This window comes from Acinetobacter sp. 10FS3-1 (assembly GCF_013343215.1).
Taxonomy (GTDB): Bacteria; Pseudomonadota; Gammaproteobacteria; order Pseudomonadales; family Moraxellaceae; genus Acinetobacter; species Acinetobacter lwoffii_C.
The window spans coordinates 410,086-427,324 of the sequence record NZ_CP039143.1 but is presented as its reverse complement, the minus strand read 5'-3'; the positions used below and the strand labels follow the sequence as shown (position 1 = coordinate 427,324).

At 45.6% G+C, this 17,239-nt stretch carries 21 protein-coding genes; 11 read left to right on the top strand and 10 right to left on the bottom strand.

Annotation, left to right across the window (positions count from 1 at the left end; all coding sequences use genetic code 11):
* Positions 1-9: 9 nt before the first annotated feature.
* Both E5Y90_RS01970 and E5Y90_RS01965 read left to right on the top strand, forming a co-directional pair.
* Entirely contained in the window at positions 10-402 is a 393-nt protein-coding gene (locus E5Y90_RS01970; protein WP_174660540.1) for a hypothetical protein, read from the top strand.
* Positions 395-781: a hypothetical protein gene (locus tag E5Y90_RS01965; protein WP_174659254.1), complete on the top strand. Its 387-nt coding sequence runs from the start codon at positions 395-397 to the stop codon at positions 779-781. The genes E5Y90_RS01970 and E5Y90_RS01965 overlap by 8 nt, the downstream gene beginning before the upstream one ends.
* A 19-nt stretch (positions 782-800) precedes the next feature.
* Here the strand turns inward: E5Y90_RS01965 and E5Y90_RS01960 are convergent, their stop codons facing one another.
* Positions 801-1,313 (bottom strand): CHAP domain-containing protein, encoded by a 513-nt coding sequence (locus tag E5Y90_RS01960; protein WP_174659253.1) that lies wholly within the window; start codon positions 1,311-1,313, stop codon positions 801-803.
* 820 nt (positions 1,314-2,133) lie between these two features.
* Here E5Y90_RS01960 and thyA point away from each other — a divergent pair.
* The 5 genes from thyA to msrA all read left to right on the top strand — a co-directional run bounded on the left by thyA (position 2,134) and on the right by msrA (position 5,859).
* Complete coding sequence (gene thyA / locus E5Y90_RS01955; protein WP_151203343.1) at positions 2,134-2,976, top strand: thymidylate synthase; 843 nt, start codon at positions 2,134-2,136, stop codon at positions 2,974-2,976.
* 110 nt (positions 2,977-3,086) lie between these two features.
* A complete protein-coding gene (locus tag E5Y90_RS01950; protein WP_174659252.1) occupies positions 3,087-3,599 on the top strand; it encodes a dihydrofolate reductase in 513 nt (170 codons plus the stop codon).
* A 25-nt stretch (positions 3,600-3,624) separates the two neighbouring features.
* The gene (locus tag E5Y90_RS01945) at positions 3,625-4,671 is read left to right on the top strand and encodes a DUF4105 domain-containing protein (protein WP_174659251.1); all 1,047 of its coding nucleotides are present in this window, start codon (positions 3,625-3,627) and stop codon (positions 4,669-4,671) included.
* A gap of 99 nt (positions 4,672-4,770) precedes the next feature.
* Complete coding sequence (locus E5Y90_RS01940; protein ID WP_174659250.1) at positions 4,771-5,232, top strand: META domain-containing protein; 462 nt, start codon at positions 4,771-4,773, stop codon at positions 5,230-5,232.
* A 102-nt stretch (positions 5,233-5,334) separates the two neighbouring features.
* Positions 5,335-5,859 carry a peptide-methionine (S)-S-oxide reductase MsrA gene (gene msrA / locus E5Y90_RS01935; RefSeq protein WP_174659249.1) on the top strand — a complete coding sequence of 175 codons (525 nt, stop codon included), beginning with the start codon at positions 5,335-5,337 and terminating at the stop codon, positions 5,857-5,859.
* Between the two features lie 60 nt (positions 5,860-5,919).
* On the opposite strand, the gene E5Y90_RS01930 is transcribed toward msrA, so the two are convergent.
* The 5 genes from E5Y90_RS01930 to E5Y90_RS01910 all read right to left on the bottom strand — a co-directional run bounded on the left by E5Y90_RS01930 (position 5,920) and on the right by E5Y90_RS01910 (position 9,587).
* Positions 5,920-6,324, bottom strand: coding sequence for an ExbD/TolR family protein (locus tag E5Y90_RS01930; protein WP_174659248.1), 405 nt, complete (start codon positions 6,322-6,324; stop codon positions 5,920-5,922).
* Complete coding sequence (locus E5Y90_RS01925) at positions 6,324-6,947, bottom strand: MotA/TolQ/ExbB proton channel family protein (RefSeq protein WP_174659247.1); 624 nt, start codon at positions 6,945-6,947, stop codon at positions 6,324-6,326. The genes E5Y90_RS01930 and E5Y90_RS01925 overlap by 1 nt, the downstream gene beginning before the upstream one ends.
* Before the next feature lie 25 nt (positions 6,948-6,972).
* Complete coding sequence (locus tag E5Y90_RS01920; RefSeq protein ID WP_174659038.1) at positions 6,973-7,749, bottom strand: TonB-dependent receptor; 777 nt, start codon at positions 7,747-7,749, stop codon at positions 6,973-6,975.
* Positions 7,750-7,941: 192 nt separating this feature from the next.
* Positions 7,942-8,808 carry a formyltetrahydrofolate deformylase gene (gene purU, locus E5Y90_RS01915; protein ID WP_151203335.1) on the bottom strand — a complete coding sequence of 289 codons (867 nt, stop codon included), beginning with the start codon at positions 8,806-8,808 and terminating at the stop codon, positions 7,942-7,944.
* A gap of 47 nt (positions 8,809-8,855) precedes the next feature.
* On the bottom strand, positions 8,856-9,587 hold the full coding sequence (locus E5Y90_RS01910; RefSeq protein WP_151207028.1) for a TetR/AcrR family transcriptional regulator: 732 nt from the start codon (positions 9,585-9,587) through the stop codon (positions 8,856-8,858).
* A 116-nt stretch (positions 9,588-9,703) separates the two neighbouring features.
* Here E5Y90_RS01910 and E5Y90_RS01905 point away from each other — a divergent pair, with 116 nt between their 5' ends.
* The 4 genes from E5Y90_RS01905 to E5Y90_RS01890 all read left to right on the top strand — a co-directional run bounded on the left by E5Y90_RS01905 (position 9,704) and on the right by E5Y90_RS01890 (position 13,574).
* Positions 9,704-11,152, top strand: a complete 1,449-nt coding sequence (locus E5Y90_RS01905) for a coniferyl aldehyde dehydrogenase (protein WP_174659246.1) — start codon at positions 9,704-9,706, stop codon at positions 11,150-11,152.
* A 165-nt stretch (positions 11,153-11,317) separates the two neighbouring features.
* Positions 11,318-11,554 (top strand): 50S ribosomal protein L28, encoded by a 237-nt coding sequence (gene rpmB / locus E5Y90_RS01900; protein ID WP_004976147.1) that lies wholly within the window; start codon positions 11,318-11,320, stop codon positions 11,552-11,554.
* Between the two features lie 16 nt (positions 11,555-11,570).
* A complete protein-coding gene (gene rpmG / locus E5Y90_RS01895) occupies positions 11,571-11,726 on the top strand; it encodes a 50S ribosomal protein L33 (RefSeq protein WP_001205031.1) in 156 nt (51 codons plus the stop codon).
* Between the two features lie 135 nt (positions 11,727-11,861).
* Positions 11,862-13,574 (top strand): cation:proton antiporter, encoded by a 1,713-nt coding sequence (locus E5Y90_RS01890; RefSeq protein ID WP_151203332.1) that lies wholly within the window; start codon positions 11,862-11,864, stop codon positions 13,572-13,574.
* A 170-nt stretch (positions 13,575-13,744) separates the two neighbouring features.
* Here the strand turns inward: E5Y90_RS01890 and E5Y90_RS01885 are convergent, their stop codons facing one another.
* From E5Y90_RS01885 to E5Y90_RS01870, 4 genes are all read right to left on the bottom strand, one after another.
* Positions 13,745-14,023, bottom strand: a complete 279-nt coding sequence (locus E5Y90_RS01885) for a hypothetical protein (protein WP_151203331.1) — start codon at positions 14,021-14,023, stop codon at positions 13,745-13,747.
* Positions 14,024-14,134: 111 nt separating this feature from the next.
* The gene (locus E5Y90_RS01880) at positions 14,135-14,638 is read right to left on the bottom strand and encodes a DUF6586 family protein (protein ID WP_174659245.1); all 504 of its coding nucleotides are present in this window, start codon (positions 14,636-14,638) and stop codon (positions 14,135-14,137) included.
* 206 nt (positions 14,639-14,844) lie between these two features.
* Complete coding sequence (locus E5Y90_RS01875) at positions 14,845-15,096, bottom strand: RNA recognition motif domain-containing protein (protein WP_151203329.1); 252 nt, start codon at positions 15,094-15,096, stop codon at positions 14,845-14,847.
* 83 nt (positions 15,097-15,179) lie between these two features.
* Positions 15,180-17,168: an ATP-dependent helicase gene (locus E5Y90_RS01870; protein ID WP_174659244.1), complete on the bottom strand. Its 1,989-nt coding sequence runs from the start codon at positions 17,166-17,168 to the stop codon at positions 15,180-15,182.
* Positions 17,169-17,239: the final 71 nt, after the last annotated feature.

The following is a 17,239-nucleotide window of genomic DNA, read 5'->3' as shown; positions in this document are numbered from 1 at the left end:
TCCATTCGTATGCTTGAGTTCTGGTTTAATCCGCAGCTATCTTTTCTGCAAAAACTGCTGTTTTTTATAGTCATTGCAGCCATGACGACGCTACTGTACTGGATGCAACCGCTGCCACTGGATGCCATTTTAATGTTTGTCGGCACAGGTATTATTTTTTTGATTTGCCGTTACTGCAAAATTCACTTTGCCTCTAAAAAGCCGACTGGCCTGCTCTATCGCGTCTTGACCTGGATTCCTTTGGCTTTAGTGATCAGTCTGGTTTTTATGCACATGCAGCAGGGTGAGATTTTACTTCCGGGTGCTCAGGGGATTGGCTTTATGACTTTGAGCATCTGTCTGTTTTCGCCCCTGTCACTCTTGAACCAGAACCGGAAAAACCCAAAGCCACCTCATGCTTGAGCACTGGTATTCCAAACACTGTACCCGTCAGATGAAACTGGTGGTGGTCATCATTGTCTGTCTTCTGATATATAGCGCTTCTACTGTGGCTCAGCTCGGCCCGATATGGATCAGCTTCAGTGTAGGAGTTGGCCTACTAAACTATGGACTGCGCCAGCTGCGTTTCAAGACTCCTGCCGGCCATCCTTATGCCAATGGCTTTGCTGCGCTCAGCCGGGTCATCCCGATTGTCGCAATGATCACCCTATGGGGTTATCTGCCGCAACATGCACAGGACTGGGAAAAATTTGCGCTGGCTTTACAATGTCTGGGCTTTGCAGCAATTGGACTTTTTCTGGCGTCCATCCATGTCAATCGGGCCAGACGCTGTAACAATTAAGACGCTGATAGTATTTAAGTTAAAGGTCTGGGGCCAGACGATAATAACTATAAGTCAGGTTCTTGGTGCGATAGATTGCATGACTGTTTTGCTTAAAGTCCGATACCCAGGCACTTCCTGAATAAGCAGCAATATGTCCATAACGATGCTTGGCGGTACGGTCAATAATATAAATATCGCCTTTTTTAGGACGGTCAAAAGACTGATTAATTTTCTTATATCCCAGTTGTTTCAAGGTACTTCCCCAGTCCGCTGCGGCCACCGGATGATTGACAATTTTTGCCCCGGAAGACTGCAATCCCACACGGATACTACGTGCACACTTTTGGGTACTGGTCCGGCGTGTAATTCCCTGTAAATAACTGGTGAATTTTTCAATATTGATACGGTGACCGTTACTCGAACCGACTGCCTTAGTTGCAGAAGCGGATGAGGTTTTTTTCGGGTTTTGTCTTGCTTGAGAACGCAACATGATATTCGCTTGAACAGGAGCATGTATTGCACTCACATTCACGGGCTGATCATAAACCATGTTTTTACCTACTCCTCCTCGCCGTAGATGTTGGCTTTCATTTCTTAACAAACGGAGAATACTAGACGGTTAAATGTTATTCTTCACGAATAAAATGTAATTAAATTTTTCTATTGTTGTTAAAGTATAACTAAAGCATTCTTTCTTTTGAGATTCTTTTTTCTGCACTTTTCATGAAAATAGTGAAATTTTATTTAGCTCTTTTAAACATTAGCCCCTACTTTTAAATTTTCTTCTTTACTCAACTTTTTAATCATGCACTGATCTATACATCTCGCATTTTCTGCTTTTAGCATTGAAAAACCAGAGTATATTGCTCCCAGATTCGCTCTACTTATATTGCCTTTAGGGGGCAATTAAACTGAAAATACAACATACTGATGAAAATCGGGTCACCTTTAAAATTTGCATGAAATATACAATTCAACAAGCACAAAAGTTTACTGGTTCAGCACTGGATCTGCATGTTTACAACTCAGGCAATAAAGCCCCCATAAAAAAAACCTGAATCACTGGTACATCATGAGCACGTCAAATAAAAGTGGTCGAAACTAAAACTTAAACTCGGCCCACTCCTGGCCTGATCGGTGGCTAAGCCTGATCCATAGCACACCTTTGAACCATTCATCTGCGGCCATTATTTTGCTTTAAGCTGACACTCAAGCGGCATTTTTTATTGTGGGCGGAACGATGAAAGCCCGTTAAAAAATGCTATGATGAGTGCAATTTAAATTGCCATTCTGACAGTAAATTAATCTCGAGCTGATCTTTTTTTTATTTTTAACATGGCAATTTTCAATAGCTTTAAACAGAGAGAACTATGCGCCCATATCTTGACCTTTTACAACACATTCTCGACCAGGGTGGCGATAAAGGCGACCGTACCGGTACAGGCACACGCTCGGTATTTGGTCATCAGATGCGTTTTGATCTTTCCCAAGGTTTCCCTCTGCTGACCACCAAAAAAGTTCATTTCCGTTCCATCGTCATTGAACTGCTCTGGTTCCTGAAAGGCGATACCAATGTTCAATATTTAAAAGACAATAAAGTCTCGATTTGGGATGAATGGGCAACCGCAGAACAGACTGCGCGTTTTGGCCGCCCTGCAGGCGAATTGGGTCCGGTCTATGGGCATCAATGGCGTAATTTCGGTGCCAGCCAAAACCAGGATGGCAGCTATCACCAGGACGGTTTTGACCAGATCAAATGGCTGATTAATGAAATCAAAACCAATCCGAATTCACGCCGTCTGATCGTTTCGGGCTGGAATCCGAAGGAAGCCAATCAGGTGGCTTTACCGCCCTGTCATACCCTGTTCCAGTTTTTTGTCCACAATGGCAAGCTGTCTTGTCAGCTTTACCAGCGCAGTGCCGATGTGTTTTTAGGTGTGCCATTTAATATTGCCAGCTATGCCCTGCTGACCCATATGATTGCGCAGGTCTGTGATCTGGGCGTTGGCGATTTTGTCTGGACTGGCGGTGATACCCATCTCTATACCAACCATTTTGAACAGGCTCAACTGCAATTAAGCCGCGAGCCTTTAGGCTTATGTCAGTTAAAGCTGAATCCTGAAGTTAAAGATATTTTCCAGTTTAAATTTGAAGATATTGAAATTGTCGGTTATGAATCTCATCCAGCGATTAAAGCGCCGGTTGCCGTTTAATTTATTATTGAATCATCCCTCTTGATTATTTCTTCTGACCAAACAGCATGTGTCATTTGCAGATGCTTTGGTCAGAGGGAGACATCGGGATTCAACCTTTAGGGGCTGTTATGGCATTTCAAGATTTAGAAGTGGTACACGTGGTGGCTATGGATCAGCAGCGCTGTATTGGCAAGGGCAATGATCTGCCATGGCATATTTCAGCTGATCTCAAGCATTTTAAAGAAATCACTCAAGGCGGCGTAGTTGTCATGGGCCGTAAAACCCTTGAATCTATGGGGCGCGCCTTGCCTAAACGGGTGAACTGGGTGATTACCCGTGATCCCGAATGGTCTTTTGCCGGCACCAAAGTCGCGCATAGTATTGAAGAGGCACTGCATCAGGCGGTTGCCGATGTCAAAGCCTCAGCAAAGCCGGATACGGTTTTCATTATTGGGGGCGGTGAAATTTTCAGACAGACTATGCAGATAACCGACCGCCTGGAACTGACCCATATTGAACTGGATGTACAAGGTGATGCCTACTATCCGGAAATTCCGGCAGACTTCAAAAAAGTAGCATCTGCACAACACATAGATGACAAAAGCGGGATTGCTTTTGAATTTGCCACCTATCAAAAATAAAGCCTATTTAAGTAAAAGGTTAGATATGCAAGGACGCACGCCCTCGGCAAAGCACTGGAGTCTGTGGCTACTGGGTGGCCTGTTTACTCTATTCGTGATGCTTTCCAGCCTCTGGTTAAGCCTGATGCTCTGGATACAGCAGCCTTTGGGCAAAATAGGCACTATGCTCCTGATCGGCTGCTGGGTGGTATTTTCCCTCATCGTACTCGGTATTTATTTCACCCGTCATCTGATTTCACGCCAGGTCGATACAATCTTGTACCTGCTGGTGTTCCTGATCAGCCTGTTTGCATATTTCAGTATTGAAGCGCGTCAGGATCGTGACTGGAACCCAGAAGTTTCGCGGCTGTTATCCTCTGAACAGCAAGGTGATCAAGTCACTTTACACAATATCCGAAATTTCGACTGGCAGCCGGACGGAAAATATGTCGAACGCTGGGAAAGCCGCAGCTTCGACCTGAACCAGATCACTGGAGTGAATATCATCACCTCCTACTGGATGGGTCCTGAAATCGCTCACACGCTGGTCAGCTTTGATTTTGCCAACCAAAAACCGCTGACTTTTTCAATTGAAATCCGTAAAGAAAAACATGAAGAGTTTTCTGCGATTGGCGGCTTTTTCCGAAAATACGAGCTGAGTCTGGTGGCTTCGGATGAAAAAGATATTGTCTATACACGCAGCCATATCCGAAACGAACAGGTCTATTTCTTTCCGGTCAATATGCCCAAAGCACAGGCCAAGGCCCTGTTCAAAGAGTATCTGCGTCAGGCCGATGCGCTAGCTGAAGAACCTAAATGGTATAATACCCTGACCAGTAACTGCACGACGCTGGTTTTTGATATGGTGCAGGCCGTTTCCCAGCAGGCCCTGCCTTCAGATTATCGTCTTCTGGTCTCGGGCTACTTGCCCAATTACCTTTATGATCTAAAAGCACTAGATCAAGCTTGGAATATGCAGACCTGGTATCAACAGGCGCATATTAATCCGCGTATTCAACAGCAAAAACAGATATCGAGCAAAGAATATTCAGATCAGATTCGCCTCGGCTTGCCGGCTTCAAAACTTTATTAACACCCGATTCAGTCAATCTTCAGGATACAAAATTGACTGGCAGATAAATTCTTTTTTTGTTTATATACAGTTAGCTATTCAAAAAGTGAGGTAATTTTCATGTTAAAACAACTAACCGCAGCAATAATTATGGCATCGACTTTAAGCATCATGGGCTGTGAAACTCTTCCAGGCAATTCAGCAGCACAAACCACCCAGAATTTACAGCTTTTACAAAACCGGACCTGGATGGTGACCCAGATTGGTAATACCGAAATCAAGACTGCACCAACTGCACATAATATCCCAAGCCTGCAATTCGATGCTGCGACGCAACGTGTTTCAGGTGCAGACGGCTGTAACCGTATTATGGGCAGCTATACTGCCAGCAAAGACACGCTGAGTCTGGGCCAGATGGCAGGAACGCGCATGGCCTGCACAAATAATGACAATCTGGACCAGAAATTTAATGAAGCTCTTAGCAAAGTGACCCATTATCAGGTGTTTGGCAAAACCCTAAAATTATTAGACCGTCATGGCAATTTACTGATTCAGCTGGAAACTGCCGCACAGCCTCGTTAAACAACCGACTACAAAAAGCCTGTGTCTACAGGCTTTTTGATCTTTCATACTGTTGGCACAAGATTCAATAATCACCCGACCCCATTCCATGAGGATTTCATCATGCAACAAGCACTTTTTGGCGGTGGATGTTTTTGGTGTACTGAAGCGGTATTTTTACAGATTCAGGGTGTTCAGCAGGTGGTGAGCGGCTATGCAGGTGGTCATCAGCCTGATCCAACCTATGAGCAGATCTGCCGCGGCGATACGCAGCATGCAGAAGTGATTCTAATCGACTTTGATGAGCAGCAAGTAAGTTATCGCCAGTTACTGGACGTATTCTTTGCCACCCATGACCCGACCACCCTAAACCGTCAGGGAAATGATGTCGGCACCCAGTATCGCTCCGTGATTTATTATTTCAATGATGAACAGAAAGCCGCAGCAGATACTACAATTCAGGCCTTGAAAGATGAAGGGATTAATATCGTCACTGAGTTAAGTCCAGCTCCAGCCTTCTACCCGGCAGAGGACTATCACCAGAATTTCTTTGCCCGTAATCCGAATCAGGGTTACTGCAATTTTTCTATTCCACCGAAACTGAACAAATTGCGTAGTCACTTTATGGCGTTATTAAAAAATCCTTAATCTCTGAAAATATCCCTAAAAAAAGCGACTGAAATCAGCCGCTTTTTTTATCTCTCATCATTAATTTTCGGTTGCAAAAGCAATATCGCTGAGTCCGGCTCCACTCGCACGCGACATCACCTGAGCCACCGTATCATAACGTGATTCTTTATCTGCTTTTAGCACGATGGTCGGCTGACGTTCAGTCTGGCTGGCTTCGTTAAAGCGGGTTTCAAGCTGCGCCAAGGTCAGAATATTTCCATTCCAGGCCACTTCATCCTCTGCATTAATACTGATCGTAATATTTTCAGGCGGAAGATCGACAATTTCAGCCGTGGTCTGCGGTAAAGTTAATGGAATTGATGGGTTCGCCACGGTCGCTGTCACCAAGAAAATGATCATCAATACCAGCATAATATCGATCAGGGGAATGAGATTCATCTCATTCATGCCTGTATCGTTATCCTCACCCAATTGAAAAGCCATTAAACTTGACCTCCAACCAGACTTTCCTGGCTCATTTTTGTCTCAACTTTTTTTGCCGCAGAATCCTGTTGCAACATGGTATCAATCAACAGGCTATGTGCATGGTCCTGAAGCTCGTGTGCCAAGCCGCGATTAAAACGCACTGCAATATTATAGGCCAGTACCGCAGGAATCGCGACGGCCAGCCCCAGACCGGTCATAATTAATGCTTCACCGACTGGAGTTGCCACCTGAGCAAGACCGGCCTGACCGCTTTTACCGACTGCCACCAGTGCATGGAAAATCCCCCATACCGTACCAAATAAACCTACAAATGGCGAAATGGAAGCAATCGTTCCCAGTACGGATACACCTTTTTCAGCGTTGGCCTTTTCTACTGCGATCTGACGCAGCAAAGCCTGCTCAGCCACTGCTTTACGCTGCTCGAAAGTCAAAGGAATGCATTTGCTTTTCAGTTGATCCACGGCCTGAGCCAGCCTGTTATAAGCGATCTGTTTCAGCTGGCGAGTGCCCATCAGACGCAGTACAAAGATGGTCCATGTCGCAATCGACATTGCCAATAACACGAAATACAGTGTTTTACTGACTGCATCAGCATGTTGCCAATAAACTGAAAAGTTCATATCCGAACTCCTAATGGGTTAGCCGTTATTTGGTCATCTTAAAATCAAATGGCTGTTCCACACGTGTTGGATAAGCCACTCCATTTTCAACATATTTGGTCAATTGTGCCCGACGTACTGCCGCTTCGACCTTGCGCTTTATCGTTGGACTACAATCTGAATTTCGTGCATTTGCAGACACTACTTTTCCTTGCTCATTAGCCGCTATATCAATCACCATAGAGCAGGATGCTTTTAATTCGCCTGGTGATAATGACACTTTAGGTGAACGTAACCAGGATACTCCTCCACCAATCGAAACACTTTTTGGTGATGGCGGTGCAGTCGGCGCTGGTGGTGTGACAGGAGCAGGCGGTGTAACTGGTGCTGGAGGCGGAGTCGGGATCACTTTGGTTTCAGTCACCACCGTCTGAACCGCCGGTTTAGGATCCGGGTGGTCCTCGACCACAGGCGCTGCTTTGACTTTAGGGGCTTCCGCCTTTTTCACCTGTTCAATTTTTTCGACTTTTTTAGGTGGTGGCGGTAGCGGTTTTTCTACAATTTTAACTTCTTTCGGCTTTGGCGGTTCTGGCTTCGGCTCTGCTTTCGGCTTCGGTGGTAAAGGTTTTGGTGCTTCCTGAAGTTTGATGAAACGTACTTTCATCGGCTCTTTGTCCACGGGCTTCAGCTCAGGCGTTTTCATCTGGCTGACTGCCCACAGCAGACCCGCATGCCCTACCAGTACAGCCGCCAGAATAGAAACGACTTTCTTTTTCATCTGATTGGGCGGCGGAGGGGTCATGGGAGCTGCAAATTGACTCATTAAATCTTTTACCTTGAGGAGATGATACGAAACAACCTATCAAGCTCATCGGTTAGTACAATGAAAGTACGCCAATAATAAATGAGAAGTGTTTTCATTTGCAACTCAAAATCCATGCTTTCAGCATTTTTTTTGTTGCAAACAAAAAAGGCATACTCTGAGTATGCCTTTTTTAAATGAAGATTCAGGAGTTTACTGAAACACGACCGTTTTATTGCCATCTACAATAATTCGGTCTTCCAGATGCCATCTGACCGCACGTGCCAGCACATTACGCTCGACATCCTGCCCCAGTTCCCGTAGCTGCTCAACTGTGAAGTCATGGTTTACCCGCTCTACATCCTGCTCGATGATCGGACCTTGATCCAGATCAGCTGTCACATAGTGAGCCGTGGCACCGATCAGTTTCACCCCTTTGTCATAGGCCTGTTTATACGGATTGGCTCCTACAAACGCAGGCAGGAATGAGTGATGGATATTGATCACCTTCATTTCCCAGGTGTTAACAAACTCTTCGTCCAGAATCTGCATATAACGCGCCAGTACCAGAAGGTCATTGCCCTGCATCAACTCATCGATCCGTGCATAGGCTTCGCGCTTGTTCTCTTTGGTCACAGGCACAACTTCAAATGGAATACCGAAGTTTTCTACCGCCTCACGCAAGGTTTCGTGATTGGACACGACTTTGGTGATTTCACATGGAAGGCCGCCGCGTGCATGACGCCATAACAGCTCAAGCAGGGCATGGTCCACCTTGGACACTAGAATACCGACTTTTTTAACGTCACTGACCAGTGCTAAACGCCATTGCATGGCATAACGCTCGGCGACATTTGCTGCAAAGGTCTGGAGAATACTCTCTTTACGACTTTGAAGATTATCTAATTCAAATTCAACGCGCATGAAGTAACGTCCGCCCTGCGCTGCTGTCGCATATTGGTCTAGCGCAGTAATGTTAGCACCCTGATGATACAAGAAGCTTGAAACAGCCTGCACAATGCCCGGCTTGTCTTCACAAGTAATCAATAAACGTGCGGTATTAGCAGTCGTCATATTCATGTTGGTTTGTGTCACTAATCAGTTAAATTTAAAATAGGCCAAGTATTCTAGCGCGTTTCTGGAATATTCTGAATAGCTGATTCAGCTTCAATATTCTTTCCAGAAGAAAGACTGGCAAACAGATCGGAAGGCCCCAAACTGCTTAACAGGCCTTCATAAGTCTGACGGCTTTCACCGCGCAAATACGCCCCTTCCAGAAAAACCATCTGACGTAAGGCTTGCCACACCCACTTTTCTTCCAGTTTATTTGAATCGGTAATATGTCCCGACATATATAAAAAGTTAGTCCAGTTGGTCAGTACAATCCATAAGTTGATAATCAGTGCTTCAATTTCAGAATCAGTCATTTCCATAAGGCCGGCATCTACAAAGCCTTTGTAGATCTTCTGTCCCTGCTGCATCACCTGCCCGGCAAAACGCGGATACATTTTCCTAAAATCTTCATTATTTTCAACCAAATGGTAGACATCTCGATGCAGGAAACGATAAGCCCAGAGCTGACTGCTCAATACCTGAAAATAATGAATCTTGTCATTGGTATCCAGCTGACGGTCATCCGGCAAAGCCAGCATTTCCAGCGTTTGCTTCTGGTACTGCTCCATCAACTCCTTAATAATTTCGTTTTTATTGCGGAAATGATAGTACAGGTTGCCCGGACTCATGCCGAGCTCAGCCGCAATATGATTGGTGGTTACAGACCGCTCACCGCGCTCGTTAAACAACTTTAAGCTAAGCTGTAAGATACGCTCTTTCGTTTTTAAGGTTTTGGTTTGGGACATCCTAAAAATAACCATTCTGTGCATGCATTAGCAGGCTAACACACAAAGTAACTTGACTAATTAGAGTATTTGCTCTAAAAATTGATTAACCGAGATTTGAATAATGGTAGTGCGGCATGAACAGTCATACAAAAACAACACCAATGACACCACATTTTTTGGACAGCCAGTACTTAAATGAAATGCTGGCTCAACAAAAATACGCTTATCTACGCTATCCTCTGCCGACTGCAAAGGAGCGTATCGATCGTTTAGCTCGACTTAAGCGTATCTTAGTTAAGTATCAAGATCAATTTGCCGATGCAATTAATCAGGACTATGGTAACCGCTCGATTGGCGAAACCAAAATCGGCGAGCTGCTGACCTGTCTGGAACATATTAAATATTACAGCAAAAATCTGACGGCGTGGATGAAGCCATCCAAACGTCACGTTGGCCTTATTCACCAGCCGGCCAAAGCCTGGGTGCAATATCAGCCTTTGGGTGTGGTCGGAATCATTGCACCCTGGAACTATCCTTTATTGTTGTCTGTTGGGCCCTTGATCTGTGCCTTGGCTGCCGGGAATCATGCCATGATTAAAGTATCCAGTTCCTCGGCAGAATTTGGTGCTGTACTGGAAAAAGCCCTGGCTGAGGCTTTTCCCAAAGAACTGGTGACTGTGATCAATGGGGGCGGCATGATTTCCGATGCATTCTCGCATCTGCCGTTCGATAAGATGATCTTTACCGGATCTACTTCAGTAGGTAAAACGGTAATGGCAGCCGCAGCAGAAAATCTGGTACCGGTGATTTTAGAGCTGGGCGGAAAATCTCCGGTGCTGGTGCATCCTTCCATTGATCTGCGTGATGTGGCACAGCGGATTGCAGTGGGTAAACTCTGGAATGCAGGTCAAACCTGTGTTGCCCCGGATTATATGTTCCTGCCGCGTGGCAAGACCGCAGAGTTCATCGACCATTTTAAAGCCTGTGTTGAGCACATGTATCCGGATATCCAGCATAATCAGGATTACACTTCGATTATTAATGACAAGCAATATCAGCGCTTGCAAGGTTATCTGGAAGAGGCTCGTGAACAGGGTGCGCAGATTATTGAATTTAATCCGCATCAGGAAAACCTTGCCGAGGTTCGCAAGATCGCACCGACCATTCTGACCAATGTCATGCCCGACATGCAAATCATGCAGCACGAAATCTTTGGTCCGCTGTTGCCAATCATGGAATATGATCAAATCGACGATGTTATCGACTTTATTAATAGCCGTCCGCGTCCTCTTGCATTATACTATTTCGACTTTGATCAAGCGCGTGCCGATTATATTGCACAGCGTACTCATTCAGGGCATTTTGGACAAAATACGGTACTCACGCATGTTGCGCAGGATGATCTTCCATTTGGTGGAGTCGGTGCATCCGGTATGGGGAAATATCATGGACCAGAAGGCTTCTTCAGTTTGTCGCATGAACGCTCGGTAATGTCGAATCCTAAGCTGTATAGCTTGAAATATATTCTTCCGCCGTTTAATAAGCCAATTCATAAGCTGATTTCAAAGGCGCTTCTTCGATAACTGATCAAGGTATAAGCTATCACACCAGCTCATGTTTATTTTTAGACAAAATCGCTTGTCTTTTAAGCGTATTTTTGATATAAAACGCCCCTTGAATGAATTCAATCCGTTTATTTTTGACTGGCCATACAGATTTGCTGTTGGCTAAATCAATGGAGTTACACCATGTCTAAGGTTTGCCAAGTTACCGGCAAGCGTCCAGTCGTTGGTAACAACGTCTCACACGCCAACAACAAAACTAAGCGCCGGTTCGAGCCGAACCTGCACAACCACCGTTTCTGGTTAGAAAGCGAAAAACGTTTTGTACGTCTTCGTTTAACCACTAAAGGTATGCGTATCATCGACAAATTGGGCATTGAAAAGGTTGTTGCTGACCTGCGTGCTCAAGGCCAAAAGATCTAAGTAAGGAGTCAAGACAATGCGTGATAAGATTCGCTTAGTTTCTTCAGCTGGTACAGGTTATTTCTATACCACTACTAAGAACAAACGTACTATGCCGGAAAAAATGGAAATCAAAAAATTTGATCCAAAAATCCGTCAACACGTGATTTTCAAAGAAGCTAAAATCAAATAATTTTAGCTTTTTAAAAAAAGCGACCTTAAAGGTCGTTTTTTTTTGCACTATTTTTATGCAGCTTGATAAAATTTCCACCTACTTTGGTATTTTTTCAGCTTATTTCCCGTTAAACCCAGAATAAAGGAGTGTTTGGTGCCCCATGACGTAGAACTCATTATCTTACTGGCTGTTGGTTTCAGCTTAGCGCTGTTGTTTGGCTATATTGCTGCACGTTTACGCCTTCCTCCCCTGATCGGATATTTAGTGGCCGGCATTCTGATCAGTCCCAATACTCCCGGCGTGGTCGGTGACATTCATCTGGCCAACCAGCTTGCAGAACTCGGCGTCATGTTCCTGATGTTCGGCGTCGGTATGCATTTCTCCCTAAACGACCTGATGCAGGTACGCCGGATTGCCCTCCCCGGTGCAATTTTACAGATTGCTGTTGCCACCTTACTGGGAATGGGTATTTCCATGATGTGGGGCTGGAGCTTTGGCTCTGCACTGATTTTTGGTCTGAGTCTGTCTTGTGCCAGTACTGTGGTACTTCTTAAAGCCCTGAGTGATCGGGGAGTGCTTGACTCCATCAACGGCCGTATTGCGGTAGGCTGGTTGCTGGTCGAAGATCTGGTAATGGTGCTTGCTCTGGTCTTATTACCAGCGACTGCAGTTCTTCTGGGCGGTCAGGCCCCAGAAGGTTCAGTAGATGAAAGTATCTGGATGACCTTAGGGCTGACCCTGCTTAAAGTGATCGGCTTTATTGCCTTTATGCTGATTATCGGTAAACGTTTGGTTCCGATGATTATGCAGGTGGTTGCACGTCTGGGTTCACGTGAACTGTTCACCTTAACCGTGGTGGCAGCGGCCGTATCAATTGCCTTTGGCGCCTACAAGATCTTTGGTGTCTCGATGGCACTGGGTGCCTTCTTTGCCGGTATGGTGGTTAAAGAGTCTGACTTCAGTAACCGTGCTGAACAGGAAACCTTACCGCTACGCGAAATTTTCTCGATCCTGTTCTTTGTTTCGGTCGGGATGCTGTTTGATCCGCGTATTCTGGTTGAACAGCCGCTGCATGTATTAGCAGTCATCGGTATTATTATGATTGGTAAAACCATTGCGGCCATGGCACTGGTACTGTTTTTCCGCTATCCACTGAATACGGCCTTAACCGTTGGCGCTTCACTGGCCCAGATTGGTGAGTTTTCATTTATTCTGGCAACCCTTGGCCTGTCCTTGCAACTGTTAAGCCTGGAGGCACAGAACCTGATTCTGGCAGGGGCCTTATTTTCCATTAGCCTGAATTCTTTTGTGTTTTCTGCAATTGAGCCGGTACAAAAATGGATTCGTGAACGCTCAACCCTGGCACGCTTACTGGAACGCAGCGGGGACCCGCTGGCCATGCTGCCAGATGAAGTATCACAGGATTATCTGCGTGATCAGGTGGTGATTGTCGGTCATGGTGAAGTCGGTCGCCGTATCACCCTGTCCTTGATGCAGCACAACATCAAGGTCGTCATTGCTGAAGAAAACCGTGAAATTGTCGAAGATCTACGTAAAAAAGGGATTGCTGCGGTTTCCGGGATTGCCACTGAAGCCGGCGTACTGATTCAGGCACATATCCAGCACGCACGCTTACTGGTACTTTCTCCCATGGATATTGTCGATATTCATAAAATTATCGACATTGCCAAAACCCTGAATCCGCAAATTCAGGTTCTGGTCTGCGCAGAAAACAAGGAAGAAGCCGAAATCATTCGCCGTGATCAGGTCGGTGAAGTGTATTATGCCAAGGAAGAAATGGCGAAGAACATGAGCCATTATATTTTGCACCAGATTGAAGTGGCCCATCAGCACAGCTCACATTAAGCCGGGCTTGCTCAGTGAAAAGTTGTCCATCCGGGCAACTTTTTTATTAGAGGAGAATTTAAGTCTCTTCCCTGAAAACTAAAAACCTGGACCGCAGTGATACAAGGCACTTTTTAATTTGAGAACTACAAAAAAGCACATCCGAAGATGTGCTGCTGGACCGGGATGAATCAACTCAGATATTTCGGTTTTTCATCCACTACTTCTGCCTGCCACTCATTGACTTGCTGTTCCAGCAAGCCGTATAAGGCAGCCTGAATCATCTGCTGTGCGATCACAGGTGTTTGGTCACCCAAAAGCGCTTTTACTTCATCATTAAACTGAATCATGACCAGAGGCTGCTGTTCCGAGCCTGCATTTCTTAATGCTAACACGCCACCTTCAAGTTGAACGAGTTCTAAAATCGCCTCTTGATTACCAAATAAGTCTTTCAACTGTTCTATAGACATATATCCTCCATGTTCAACATGGTGGCAAAGCACGATTGCACTTTGCATCATCAGAGTAATAATTGATATAAGGTTAGAAATAATAATTTCAAGTGCCATTAATCCATTGGATTAGAACTCTACCATCTCATTACGAAAGCCATCAATCAGATAGGTCAGGTCACGGTGCCACTCTCTAAGTATAGCAATATCAGGCAGCCAGGCCTGTGGAGACTGTGTGACTTTAATGATGAGATTTGAAGAGGTTTCGTCTTCCCCTTGCGGTACACTCGGTTCGGGTGCGTACTCGCACAGGCGGTGGGCACGTTTTAATTCAGCAATAAAACCGTCTTTGGCTAGGCGCTGCAAAACCGACACTTCAGGCGAGATCTGACCTTTGGCAGCCAGCTGTTCCTCAATCGACTTTAAGGTCGGAGTTAAATCATTTAAACGGTAGTAGCGAACCAGTTCCTGCAGAAAGGCCAGCAAGGCTCCATGCAGATGAAACACAGCGGCTTCACGATACGCCTGTGCCTGTTGCACATGATCATTCTGTTCGGCCTGCTGGCAGGCTAAACGAGCAAAATAAAGTTTCTGGTTGGTACGGTCTGCATGGTAGCGAGCAACTCGTGTCATCGAGATTTCCTGAGATTTAAAACATATTTTGGCCTCTTTAAAGTAAAACGTCCGCCTTCATTACGCAATCCAAGATTTGCAAGCGCTCTTCTATTAGACTGACTTTTTGTTTAAGACATCTAAGATTACAGCTTTACTCACATTTACAGCTTTTTATCTCCACAAAAAAAGAGCATTCAATAATGCTCTTTTTTATACCGCCCGGTTTAAGCCTGCGGCTTGTCTTCAGCCTGTTTGACGCGAATACCACGGCCATGCAAACGCAGGGTATTCAGGCCTTTAATTGCCTTAACTGCTTCACGGCCCTGTGGCATTTCTACAAAGGCAAAGCCCTTGGATTTACCCGTGTCGGCATCCAGTACCAGCGTACAAGTCTCCACAGTGCCATATTGCTGGAACAAAGTCAGCAATTCAGCTTCTGTTACCGTGCGTTCCAAGTTACGGACTAAAATTTTCATCGGATCACCTTAAGAAGATAGGCAAAAATAATCAAAAAGCACCTGCCTACTCTACTTTTTGCGTAAAACCCAAGTATGACAGTTTAATCGAGATCAATGCCAAAATCTAAATTAATCGCTTGGCGTTCGATCAGGGCACTTTTAACGGTCTGCTGCCTGGTTTTGTAATGCGTTTCCATGGTACACAAATTACGGGTGAGATCATTCATAAAATAGCTTTCGACTTTGCGACCCTGCTCATCCACGGTTTCACGCGCCCAGTGATTCAGGTTCTGCTTGGTCAGAATCAGCTCATTCTGCGCCCGGGTCAGTGCCACATATAACACCCTGCGCTCTTCTTCAACATCATCGAAATCACCTTGGGTCCGTGCATGTGGATACTGCCCCGGCGTGACATTAGCCACATAACAGACTTTCTGTTCGGTTCCTTTGGCTGAGTGAATGGTAATCAGCGTGACCACATCACTGTCGGACTGACGTTCGATTTCGGAAATAGATACCGGGTCTAAAACATATTCTTCTAGAAATTCACTGAGCTGGGTATGCTTGGAGGCCAGCTGTTTCACCAGTTCAAAATCCCCTGCACGGCGATTCCAGTCCTTTTTATAGTTGTCAGCCAGTTGAGATTCAATTGCCTGTACAGCCAGACTTACACAGGCCTGTACTTCAGTTTTGAGTACTGCCATCTGTTTCATGATCAAAATGGTTTCCAGCGGAATCTTGCCAAATTTTTCTAATTTTCCGGCAATCATTTCCATCTCTGGCTCTATCAGCAATTGCTGAGACAACTTGCTTGCACCGACATCGCCGACCCCATTCCATAAGGTCAGAAAGCGCATCCAGGCAATGTCATCTAGCGGATTCGCGACCACACGCAATAGGCTTAACAGGTCTTTAACATGGGCTGTTTCCAGCAGTTTCATGCCGCCAATAAAACGGTAAGGAATATTTGCAGCAATACAGGCTGCTTCAATATGACGGGCTGAAAAGCTGGAGCGCACCAAGACCATATGATCTGACCATTTATCCCCATGGATATAATGGCGCTCTTTAATATCAATCGCAATCCATTTGGCTTCATCAAACTCATTCGGAAAGATGTGCATTTTCGGTTTGATCCCTTCACCGCGATACGCATCCAGACGCTTGTCATAATTGATTTCGGACTGATCCAGCAGCCAGTTCGACAGATCAAGAATTTCCTGGGTAGAACGGTAATTTTGCTCTAGCCTGAAGATTTGGGCATCTGGCACGCGCTCTTTAAAATGATGGATATTCTCAAAATCCGCCCCGCGGAAGCCATAAATCGACTGGGCATCATCCCCGACACAGAACAGGCTGATCCGATCTTTTAACGGCTCCAGCAAGGCCCATTGCAATGGATTGGTATCCTGCATTTCGTCGACCAGTATATACCGGCAAATTGAGGCGACATAGTCGACCAGACCGTCAGACTGCGCCAAAGCAGTGGCCACCACCGCCAGAATATCGTCATAATCCAGAAAACTGCGTGCTTTTTTACGTGCCTCATATTCTTTCATGATGTCAGCAATCTGGTCTTTGAGCGCCAGATATTCCGGCATCTGTTTTTCCAGCGCCAAGCTAAGCTTTTGCCGGGTATTTCGTGCAAAAGAATACAGGTCACAGAGTTCCTGCGGCTTAGGCAAGTAATTTGGATTTTTCTTGTCATCACGGCCACGGATCAGGCGAAACAGCATCAGCTGATCATCACGGTCAATAATGGAAAACTGCTCCAGACCGAAAGCTTTTGGAATACGGCGCAGCAGATACATACAGAAGGTATGAAAGGTCGAAGCGCGCAGCCCTTTGGCCTGTTCACCCAGTGCCAACTCGACCCGTGCCACGATTTCGCTGGCTGCACGGCGGGTAAAGGTCAAAATCTGAATCTGATTGGCCGGCACACCTTGATCAATCAGATAAGCCGCCCGCGCTACGATGGTTTTGGTCTTGCCACAGCCCGCCCCGGCCAAAACCAAACTGTGCTTTGCTTCGGTGGTCGCAGCTTGCTTTTGTTGTGGATTTAATTCATCAATTAGGGCGGCTAAACTCATGGTCACTCATCATTCTGTGGATAAGGATAGTTTAACAGATCGCGTTCCTAATTATGGCTTTTGGATTGCAG

Bases quoted from the DNA above. Each gene is read 5' to 3' on its own strand.
- E5Y90_RS01970 (WP_174660540.1), top strand. From the start codon at position 10: ATGCTTGAGTTCTGGTTTAATCCGCAGCTATCTTTTCTGCAAAAACTG.
- E5Y90_RS01965 (WP_174659254.1), top strand. From the start codon at position 395: ATGCTTGAGCACTGGTATTCCAAACACTGTACCCGTCAGATGAAACTG.
- E5Y90_RS01960 (WP_174659253.1), bottom strand. From the start codon at position 1,313: ATGGTTTATGATCAGCCCGTGAATGTGAGTGCAATACATGCTCCTGTT.
- thyA (WP_151203343.1), top strand. From the start codon at position 2,134: ATGCGCCCATATCTTGACCTTTTACAACACATTCTCGACCAGGGTGGC.
- E5Y90_RS01950 (WP_174659252.1), top strand. From the start codon at position 3,087: ATGGCATTTCAAGATTTAGAAGTGGTACACGTGGTGGCTATGGATCAG.
- E5Y90_RS01945 (WP_174659251.1), top strand. From the start codon at position 3,625: ATGCAAGGACGCACGCCCTCGGCAAAGCACTGGAGTCTGTGGCTACTG.
- E5Y90_RS01940 (WP_174659250.1), top strand. From the start codon at position 4,771: ATGTTAAAACAACTAACCGCAGCAATAATTATGGCATCGACTTTAAGC.
- msrA (WP_174659249.1), top strand. From the start codon at position 5,335: ATGCAACAAGCACTTTTTGGCGGTGGATGTTTTTGGTGTACTGAAGCG.
- E5Y90_RS01930 (WP_174659248.1), bottom strand. From the start codon at position 6,324: ATGGCTTTTCAATTGGGTGAGGATAACGATACAGGCATGAATGAGATG.
- E5Y90_RS01925 (WP_174659247.1), bottom strand. From the start codon at position 6,947: ATGAACTTTTCAGTTTATTGGCAACATGCTGATGCAGTCAGTAAAACA.
- E5Y90_RS01920 (WP_174659038.1), bottom strand. From the start codon at position 7,749: ATGAGTCAATTTGCAGCTCCCATGACCCCTCCGCCGCCCAATCAGATG.
- purU (WP_151203335.1), bottom strand. From the start codon at position 8,808: ATGAATATGACGACTGCTAATACCGCACGTTTATTGATTACTTGTGAA.
- E5Y90_RS01910 (WP_151207028.1), bottom strand. From the start codon at position 9,587: ATGTCCCAAACCAAAACCTTAAAAACGAAAGAGCGTATCTTACAGCTT.
- E5Y90_RS01905 (WP_174659246.1), top strand. From the start codon at position 9,704: ATGAACAGTCATACAAAAACAACACCAATGACACCACATTTTTTGGAC.
- rpmB (WP_004976147.1), top strand. From the start codon at position 11,318: ATGTCTAAGGTTTGCCAAGTTACCGGCAAGCGTCCAGTCGTTGGTAAC.
- rpmG (WP_001205031.1), top strand. From the start codon at position 11,571: ATGCGTGATAAGATTCGCTTAGTTTCTTCAGCTGGTACAGGTTATTTC.
- E5Y90_RS01885 (WP_151203331.1), bottom strand. From the start codon at position 14,023: ATGTCTATAGAACAGTTGAAAGACTTATTTGGTAATCAAGAGGCGATT.
- E5Y90_RS01880 (WP_174659245.1), bottom strand. From the start codon at position 14,638: ATGACACGAGTTGCTCGCTACCATGCAGACCGTACCAACCAGAAACTT.
- E5Y90_RS01875 (WP_151203329.1), bottom strand. From the start codon at position 15,096: ATGAAAATTTTAGTCCGTAACTTGGAACGCACGGTAACAGAAGCTGAA.
- E5Y90_RS01870 (WP_174659244.1), bottom strand. From the start codon at position 17,168: ATGAGTTTAGCCGCCCTAATTGATGAATTAAATCCACAACAAAAGCAA.